10 protein-coding genes are annotated in these 8,586 nt (G+C 74.1%); 6 read left to right on the top strand and 4 right to left on the bottom strand.

All coding sequences use genetic code 11. The features are described from left to right. Positions 1-57: 57 nt before the first annotated feature. Positions 58-1,035: a methyltransferase gene (locus ABZW17_RS46295; RefSeq protein WP_354829282.1), complete on the bottom strand. Its 978-nt coding sequence runs from the start codon at positions 1,033-1,035 to the stop codon at positions 58-60. 97 nt (positions 1,036-1,132) lie between these two features. On the opposite strand from ABZW17_RS46295, the gene ABZW17_RS46290 reads away from it, so the two are divergent. From ABZW17_RS46290 to ABZW17_RS46265, 6 genes are read left to right on the top strand one after another with little or no spacing between them, the layout of a single operon-like run. Then, entirely contained in the window at positions 1,133-1,702 is a 570-nt protein-coding gene (locus ABZW17_RS46290; protein WP_354829287.1) for a helix-turn-helix domain-containing protein, read from the top strand. A 52-nt stretch (positions 1,703-1,754) separates the two neighbouring features. After that, positions 1,755-2,912: an FAD-dependent oxidoreductase gene (locus ABZW17_RS46285; RefSeq protein WP_354829280.1), complete on the top strand. Its 1,158-nt coding sequence runs from the start codon at positions 1,755-1,757 to the stop codon at positions 2,910-2,912. After that, entirely contained in the window at positions 2,909-3,172 is a 264-nt protein-coding gene (locus tag ABZW17_RS46280) for a (2Fe-2S)-binding protein (protein ID WP_354829278.1), read from the top strand. The genes ABZW17_RS46285 and ABZW17_RS46280 overlap by 4 nt, the downstream gene beginning before the upstream one ends. Further along, positions 3,169-4,455 (top strand): NAD(P)/FAD-dependent oxidoreductase, encoded by a 1,287-nt coding sequence (locus tag ABZW17_RS46275; protein ID WP_354829276.1) that lies wholly within the window; start codon positions 3,169-3,171, stop codon positions 4,453-4,455. The genes ABZW17_RS46280 and ABZW17_RS46275 overlap by 4 nt, the downstream gene beginning before the upstream one ends. Continuing rightward, complete coding sequence (locus ABZW17_RS46270; protein WP_354829274.1) at positions 4,452-5,363, top strand: dihydrodipicolinate synthase family protein; 912 nt, start codon at positions 4,452-4,454, stop codon at positions 5,361-5,363. The genes ABZW17_RS46275 and ABZW17_RS46270 overlap by 4 nt, the downstream gene beginning before the upstream one ends. After that, positions 5,364-6,365 carry a proline racemase family protein gene (locus ABZW17_RS46265; RefSeq protein ID WP_354829272.1) on the top strand — a complete coding sequence of 334 codons (1,002 nt, stop codon included), beginning with the start codon at positions 5,364-5,366 and terminating at the stop codon, positions 6,363-6,365. Here ABZW17_RS46265 and ABZW17_RS46260 read toward each other — a convergent pair. From ABZW17_RS46260 to ABZW17_RS46250, 3 genes are all read right to left on the bottom strand, one after another. After that, positions 6,362-6,715, bottom strand: coding sequence for a VOC family protein (locus tag ABZW17_RS46260; protein WP_354829270.1), 354 nt, complete (start codon positions 6,713-6,715; stop codon positions 6,362-6,364). The genes ABZW17_RS46265 and ABZW17_RS46260 overlap by 4 nt on opposite strands. Positions 6,716-6,771: 56 nt before the next feature. Next, positions 6,772-8,367 carry a cellulose binding domain-containing protein gene (locus tag ABZW17_RS46255; protein ID WP_354829268.1) on the bottom strand — a complete coding sequence of 532 codons (1,596 nt, stop codon included), beginning with the start codon at positions 8,365-8,367 and terminating at the stop codon, positions 6,772-6,774. Positions 8,368-8,490: 123 nt separating this feature from the next. Continuing rightward, positions 8,491-8,586 (bottom strand): hypothetical protein (locus ABZW17_RS46250; RefSeq protein ID WP_354829284.1); only part of this gene is annotated, 96 nt, incomplete at its 5' end.

Below are 8,586 nucleotides of genomic sequence, written 5' to 3'. Positions count from 1 at the left end.
CCCCAACCCCCCCCCCCCCGCCCCGGGCGGGCGGCGGGTTGTTCGTTTGGTCTGCGCCTATTTCCCGCTCCACACCACCCCCCCCACCGCCGGGCTGAACTCCAGAGCCGTCCGCCCGTCGGACACCGCGGTCGTGCCGCGCAGTGCGAGGCCGCAGGCGGCCGCCAAGGCTGTCAGCTCGGCTGCCGTTCGCTCGCGGCCGCCGAAGCACATCAGCATGAACAGATCCATCGCCGTTCCCGCGCCCTCGCGCAGGGGCTCGATCACCACCACCGTTGCGGCCGGGTGCGCCGCTTCGCGGCAGCGCGCCAGGATGCGGGCCGCGTGGTCGTCGTCCCAGTCGTGCAGGATGTCCGACAGCACGTACGCGTCCGCTCCGGCCGGCAGCGGGTCGAAAAAGCTCCCCGCCACCGCGCCCGCCCGGTCGCCGAAACCGGCCGTGGCGAAGCGGGCCGCCGCTGCCGTCGCCGCCAGGTCGAGCACTTCGCCGCGCACCCCGGGATGGGCGCGCAGGATCTCCGCCAGCAGCAGGCCGTCGCCGCCGCCCACGTCGACGATCCGGGGGAACCGGCCCCAGCCGAAGCGCTCCGCGATCTGCGGCGCCCGGACCCGGAACCGCCAGTTCATCTGCGCGTCGAACGACCGCCGCAGCCGCGGCTCGGCGTCGATGTCGGCCCAGAACCCGCGGCCGTACCGGCGCTCGTACGCCGGCTCGCCCGTCGTGATCGTGCCCAGCAGGTCGGCGAACGCCAGCTCCGCGCGCCCGCCGGCGCGGTGGATGTCGAGCAGCACCTTGGCGCCTTCCGTGCGCAGCTGTGCGCCGAGCTCCGTGGGCCGGTAGCGGCCGGACTCGAACGCGAACACCCCGGCCGTCACCAGGTGATCGAGCAGGCACGCCAGCGCCGCGGGGGACGCGCCGGTCGCGGAGGCCAGCTCGGCGGCCGTGCCCGTGTGGTCGGCGAGGCCGAGCGTCGCCGCCACGCGGACGGCCATGGGTGTCGCCAGGTCGGCCAGGGCGAGGATCGACGGGTCCACCCGTCCACCCTAGCGCCGTGGCATCATGACCTCCGATCGGCAAACCGAACGAAGGACGCCGCCGGTGGACGCTTTACCGAACGAGTCGATTCGCGACATGCTGGCGGTCAACCTCCGCGCGGCCCGGTCGGCGCGCGGCCTGTCGCTGTCGGAGCTGTCCCGGCGGTCGGGCATCGGCAAGGCGACGCTCTCGCAGCTGGAGGGCGGCACCGGCAACCCGACCATCGAGACCGTGTTCAGCCTGTCCCGGGTCCTCGAGGTGGCGATCTCCGACCTGCTCGACCACCGGCCGCGCGGCGGGCTGACCGTGGTGCGGGGCGCCGACGTCGAGGTGCTCCGCGGCGAGGGCGTCGACCTGCGGCCACTGCGCCGCATCGAGGCCGACAACAGCGTCTTCGAGGTGTACGACCAGGTCGTCCGCGGGGACGCGCCGCAGCGCTCGCAGGGGCACGTCGGCGTCGAGCACACCGTGGTGCAGACGGGGGAGCTGCGCGTCGAGGTGGCCGGCCGGGCCGTCGACCTCGGGCCCGGCGACTACGTCGCGTTCGACGCCCGCGAGCCGCACAGCTACACCGCGCTCGCCGCCCCGGTGCACTCGGTCCTGCTGCTGCAGTACCGCGCGGACGAGCGGCTCGACGGCCGGCCGCACCCCGTCCTGCCGGATTGACACCCGCCCCGGCCGAGACCTATCGTTCGCTATACCGAACGCTGGAGGGTCGATGAACCGAACGCGGGTGGTGGTGATCGGCGCCGGGATCGTCGGCGCGGCCTGCGCCGGGGAGCTCGCCCGGGCCGGTTTCGACGTCCTGGTCCTCGACCGCGGCCGCCCCGCGGGCGGCACGACGTCGCACGGCGAAGGCAACATCCTGGTCTCCGACAAGGGCCCGGGCCCCGAACTCGCGCTCGCGCAGCTGTCCGCCCGCCGGTGGCCGGAGCTGGTGGCGGACTTCGCACCCCGCGCGGCGGCCGCGACGGAGTTCGACGCGAAGGGCGGCATCGTCGTCGCCACCACCGAAGCCGGCGCTGCCGCGCTCATCGCCTTCGCCGGGACGCAGGCCGCGGCCGGGGTCCGCACCGAGCGGCTCGACGCCGCGGCCGTCGCGGCGGCCGAACCCGCGCTCACCCGGGAGGTGGCCGCCGCGGTCCGCTACCCCGACGACGCCCAGGTCCAGCCGGCCGGCGCCGCGCTGGCCCTGCTGGGCTCGGCGCTGCGGCACGGCGCCCGGCTGCGCACCGAAGCCGAGGTCACCGGCGCCCGGGTCGCGGGCGGCCGCATCACCGGGGTCCGCGTGAACGGCGAAGTCGTGGCCGCGGACGTGGTGGTGAACGCCGCGGGACCGTGGTCGGGACCCGTGTCGGCCCGCCTGGGCGCGCCGATCGCGGTCCGCCCCCGGCGTGGCGAAGTCCTGGTGACCACGCCGATGCCGGGCGTGGTGCGGCACAAGGTCTACGACGCGGACTACGTCGGCGCGGTCGGCACGGGCAGCGGCGAGCTGCAGACGTCGGCGGTGGTGGAGTCGACCCGGGGCGGCACGGTGCTGATCGGCTCGTCCCGCCGTCGCGTCGGCTTCGACGACACGATCCGCCCGGACGTGCTGGGCGCCATCGCGGCCAAGGCGGTCCGGCTGTTCCCGGCCCTGGCCGACGCCGCGGTGATGCGCGCGTACGGCGGCTTCCGGCCCTACGTGGACGATCACCTGCCGGTGCTCGGCGAGGACCCGAGGCTGGGAAACCTCTGGCACGCAACGGGTCACGAAGGCGCGGGGATCGGCCTGAGCGTCGGGACGGCCCTCCTGCTGCGCGAACTGCTGACCGGCGAGGAGCCGTCGATGCCGGTGGAAGAGTTCACCGTGGACCGTCCGGCGGTGCTGGCGTGAGCGAGCCGATCGAGATCACCGTCGACGGCGAGGCCGTGCCCGGGCTCGCCGGGCAGACCGTCGCCGGCGTGCTGCTTTCCGCGGGCCGGCGGTCCTGGCGCACCACCCGGTCCGGCGCGCCGCGCGGGGTGTTCTGCGGGATCGGCGCCTGCTTCGACTGCCTGCTCACCGTCAACGGCGTCGCCGACGTCCGCGCCTGCCGCCGCCGCGCCGCCGACGGCGACGAGATCCGGACCCAGTCCCGGGAGGAGGGCGCGTGACCCACGTCGTCATCGTCGGCGCCGGGCCCGCCGGGCTCGCGGCGGCCGAGCACGCCCTGGCCGCGGGCGCCGAAGTCACCGTCCTGGACCAGGCGGACACGCCCGGCGGCCAGTACCACCGGGGAGCGTCGCACCGGTTCGAGACGCTCCTGAGCCGGTGCACGTGGTGGCCGGAAAGCACCGTCTGGGCTCTGGAAGGCAAGCGGGTGCACGTCCTGCGCGGCCCGGCCGACGGCACGAACCGGCACCGCGTGGCCCTCGAACCCGACGCGCTCGTCCTGGCCACCGGCGCGCACGACCGCGTCCTGCCGTTCCCCGGCTGGCAGCTGCCCGGCGTGTTCACCGCGGGCGCCGCGCAGGCCCTGGCCAAGGGGGAGCGGGTGGCCGTCGGACGGCGGGTGCTCGTCGCCGGGGCCGGACCCTTCCTGCTCCCGGTCGCCGAGTCCCTTGTGGACGTCGGGGCCGGCGTCCTCGCCGTCCTGGAGGCGAACCCGGCGCGAACCGTCCTCGGTGGATGGTCGTGGCGGGCGGCCGCCCACCTCGGGAAGGCGGCCGAACTGGCCCGCTACGCCGGCACGCTGGCCCGGCACCGCGTCCCGTACCGCACGGGCCGCACGGTGATCGAAGCCCGGGGCGACGACCGGGTCCGCGAAGCCGTCACCGCCCGCCTCCGCGCGGACTGGTCGGTCGTCCCCGGCACCGAGCGCACCCACGAGGTCGACGCCCTCTGCGTCGGGCACGGTTTCGTGCCGCAACCCGAGCTGGCCGTCGCGGCCGGCTGCGTCCTCGACGGCGGGTTCGTCCGGGTCGGCGACGACCAGCGCACCAGCGTCGAGGGCGTGTTCGCCGCGGGGGAGCTCACCGGCATCGGCGGTTCGGCCGCCGCCGCGGCCGAGGGCGCGGTCGCCGGGTGGGCCGCCGCCGGGCGGACGCCGCGCCGCGGCCTGCTCAAGGAACGTGACCACACCCGAGCCTTCGCCCGCCGGCTGGCCGCCGCGCACCCGATCGGCGCGGCGTGGCCCGGCTGGCTGCGCGACGACACCGTCGTCTGCCGCTGCGAGGAGACCACCCACGGCGACCTGAAAACCGCCGTCGCCGACCCGGCCGCACCCGGGCCGCACGCGCTCAAGCTCGGCACCCGCGCCGGGCTCGGGCCGTGCCAGGGCCGGATGTGCGGCGCCGCCGTCGCCGACCTGTGCGGCGCCGCCGAGCGGCACCACCGTCCGATCGCCCAGCCGATCCGCCTGGGCGAGCTCGCCGACCCGAAGGAGACCCCAGCATGAGCACCCGCGACCTCGGCGGCGTGGTCGTCGCCGCCGCGCTGCCCTACCGGGCCGACGACGCCGCGCCCGCCGGGCTGGCCGTCGACTACGACGCCTACGCCGAGCACTGCCGCTGGCTCGTCGCCAACGGCTGCCGCGGCGTCGGCCCGAACGGCTCCCTCGGCGAGTACTCCTCGCTCACCGACGACGAACGCCGCCGCGTCGCCCGCACCGCGATCGAGGCCGTCGGGCCCGACGGGATCGTCGTGGTCGGCGTGCACGCTCCGGGCGCGCACCAGGCGCGGGCCTGGGCCGAAGCGGCGGCCGAGGACGGCGCGCACGGCGTGCTGTGCCTGCCGCCGACGCTCTACCGCGCCAACCGCGGCGAGGTGCTCGCCCACTTCGAGGCGGTGGCGTCGGTGGGCCTGCCGGTGATGGTCTACAACAACCCGCTGGACACCAAGGTCGACCTCACCCCGGACCTGCTGGCGGAACTCGCGCGGATCGACAACGTGGTGGCCGTCAAGGAGTTCTCGGGCGATGTGCGCCGGGTGCTGGAGATCCGCGAGCGGGCGCCCGGGTTGGCGGTGATCGGCGGCGCCGACGACGTCGTCCTGGAGAGCCTCCTGATGGGTGCCACCGGCTGGTTCGCCGGGTTCCCGAACGTCTTCCCGGCCGAGTCGGCGCGGCTGTACGAGCTGGCCACGGCGGGCAAGCTGGAGGAGGCGCGAGCGCTGTACGAACCGCTGGTGGCCGCGTTCCGCTGGGACTCGCGCACCGAATTCGTGCAGGCCATCAAGCTCGGGATGGACATGGTGGGCCGTCGTGGCGGGCCGTGCCGCCCGCCGCGGGGACCCCTGTCGGACGCCCACCGCGAGCAGGTCCGCGCCGACATGGACCGCGCGCTCGCGGCGCTGGGGGTGGCGTAGATGCGCTCTTCGCGCGCGATCACGGCGGTCGACTCGCACACCGAGGGCATGCCGACCCGGGTGGTGACCGGCGGCGTCGCCCCGATCCCCGGCGCCACGATGGCCGAGCGCCGCCGGTACTTCATGGCGCACCTGGACCACCTGCGGCAGTTCCTGATGAACGAACCGCGCGGCCATTCCGCGATGAGCGGCGCGATCCTGCAGCCGCCCTGCCGCGAGGACGCCGACTGGGGTGTGGTGTACATCGAGGTGTCGGGCTGCCTGCCGATGTGCGGCCACGGCACGATCGGCGTGGCCACGGTGCTGGTGGAGACCGGGATGGTCGAGGTGACCGAGCCGACGACGGTGGTGCGCCTGGACACCCCGGCCGGGCTGGTGCACGCCGAGGTGTCGGTCCGCGACGGCCGCGCCGAGCGCGTGAAGCTGCGCAACGTCCCGTCGTTCCTCGCCGAGCGCGACGCCGAGGTTTCCGTACCCGGCCTGGGTTCCGTCCGCTACGACCTCGCCTACGGCGGCAACTTCTACGCGATCCTCGAACTGTCCCGGGTGGACATCCCGTTCGACCGGGCGGAGAAGGGCCGGATCCTCGACGCGGGCCTGGCGATCATGGCGGCGATCAACGAGCAACGGCCGCCGAAGCACCCCGAGGACCCGCTGATCGGCGGCTGCAAGCACGTCCAGTTCCTGGCCCCGGGTTCGGACGCGCGGGCGTCGCAGAACGCGATGGCCATCCACCCCGGCTGGTTCGACCGGTCACCGTGCGGCACCGGCACGTCGGCCCGGATGGCCCAGCTGCACGCCCGCGGCGAGCTGCCGCTGCACACGCCGTTCGAGAACTCGTCGTTCATCGGCACGACGTTCACGGGCGAGCTGATCGAAGAGACGACGGTCGGCGGCGTACCGGCGGTCGTCCCGGAGTTCTCGGGGCGCGCGTGGATCACCGGCACGGCCACGTACCTGCTCGACCCGTCGGACCCGTTCCCGGCCGGGTTCGTGCTCTAGGCGGGCTGCCAGAGCTCGATCCGGTTCCCTTCGGGATCGGTGACCCACCCGAACCGCCCGACGCCGGCCATGTCCTGGACGTCCTCGGCGACGTCGGCGCCACGCTCGCGCAGCTGGGCGAGCATGGCGTCGAGGTCGCGGACGCGGAAGTTCAGCATGGTCTGCTGGGTGGGCGAGCCGAAGTAGCCGGTTCCGGCCTCGAAGGGGGCGAAGACGGTGGGGCCGGGCTGCTGCTGCCAGGCACCGTGTTCGTCGGTGTCGAGGCCGAGGCAGTCCCGGTACCAGGCGCCGAGGGCCGCCGGGTCCGAGGCGCGGAGGAAGTACCCACCGATGCCGAGCACGCGTTCCATGGGCCGATCCTGCCAGCGGGACGGTGTCGCCGGGGTGGGCGACACGCGGGCCGCCCTCAGCCGGCGCCGCAGGACGCCGTCGTTCCCGTGCCCGTTCCGGTGCCCTGGTAGCCGAACTCCGTCGACTGGCCCGGGGTGAGCGGGCCGTTGAACGTCGTGTTCGTGAAGCGGACCGTGCCGGTGTCGCCGCTGCGGCCCGCGTTCCAGCCCGAGGTGATCGCCGCGCCCGGGGGCAGGTTCGCCGTGACCGTCCAGCCCGTGATCGGGGACGGGCCCGCCGTGACGCGGATCGTGGTCACGAACCCGCCCGTCCACTGGTTTACCGAGACCGCCGCCGTGCAGGCATCGCCGGGTGCCGGGGTGGTCGGTGTCGTCGTGGGAGTCGTGGGGGTGGTGGTCGGCGTGGTGGGGGTCGTCGTGCCCGGGCTGTCGGTGAGGACCGGGGTCGGCCAGTCGCGCCAGTCCGCCAGGTTGCCCTGCTTCGCGGGCGATATCCGGAACGTCCCGGCCGCGCTGCCCGTCTTCAGCAGGAACTTCTGGATGTTCTGCTGCAGTGGTGTGCGCCATTCCGGCCGGGTCGCGCAGTGGGTGCCGTCCTGGACGTCGGACCAGTAGCTGATGTTCGCGCCCGCGCCCAGCGCCTTGTACACCTCCGCGCCGGCCAGCGCCGCGACGCTGCCCGAGCGGGCGCCCAGCCAGTCGATGTGCGGGTTCTCCATGATGAACAGCCCGCGCGGGGCCACCATGGCGACCAGCTCGTGTGTGTCCACCGGGAGGCCGGCCGGATTGCCCGTGTACGCGCCGAACGCGTCCCCGAACCACGGCTGCTCCCCGTACGCGTTGCCCAGCCCCTGCGAGCCGCTTTCGCCCGGGATGCCGCGCAGGATCGGGACACCCGCCGTCCCGGACTCGATCGGCATCGTCAGCGCGATGCGCTGGTCGAGCACGCCGATCGCGAACGCGCTCTTGCCGTACCGCGAACAGCCCGTCACGCCGAGGGCGTCCGCCTTGAGGACGCGGCCGTCCGACTGCTCGATCACGTCGATGATCCGGCTCACGCCCCACGCCCAGGCCGCCAGCAGCCCGGTGCTGCTGGACGAGCCGTAAACGCTGTAGAAGGCACCCTGTTTGTTGTTCCGCGGGGTTCCTTCCTTGCCGACGGCCAGCGGGTCGTAACTGATCACCGCCGCGCCGGACGCCTTGATCGTCGCGGTGTCCGCGCCGAACCCGCCCACCACGAACACCGCCGGGAACGGCCCGGAGCCACCGGGCAGCTGCACACCGGCGGAAAACGAAGCACTGCGGCCGTTTTCGGTCACGTTCACGGTGATGTTCGTGGCCGACACCGTGCCGCCGACGGTGGCCGGCTTCGCGGGCTTCTGGCCGTAGATCGTCCGTTCGGCCAGTCTCTTGATCTCTTCGCGCCGGCACCGCCAGTCGGACTTCGCCGTGACGCGGGTGCCGTCGATCTTCTTGAAGGGGTCGGGAAGTTTGGCCGACGACGGGAATGAGCCGGGTAGCGAAACCGGGCAGTCGGCGCCGTCGTCTTCGACCGCTGCGGCGGCGCCGGAAGCCGCGGTGACGACGCCGCCGAGGCCGATGACCGTGGCCGCCAGCAGGAGGAGGGCAGGACGGAACCGTGCAGCGCGCATCGGGTTTCTCCCTTCCGGGAAACGAAGTAATGAAACGGTAGGGCTGTTTCATTTACGACGTCAAGAAGGGAGCGGGCAACGAAACTTTCGCAGTGCGGTGGATTTCGAAAGTTTCGGGGCGGGTTACTCCTCCCGGCCGATTTCGGCGGATTCGAGGACGGCGAGGGCGTCGGGGACGAGGACGGCGGCGGAGTAGTAGGCGGAGACGAGGTAGGAGAT

The sequence above is a fragment of the Amycolatopsis sp. NPDC004625 genome, from assembly GCF_040609695.1.
Lineage (GTDB): Bacteria > Actinomycetota > Actinomycetes > Mycobacteriales > Pseudonocardiaceae > Amycolatopsis.
The sequence above is the reverse complement of the archived record's forward strand: the minus strand, read 5'-3'. Positions and strand labels throughout refer to the sequence as shown.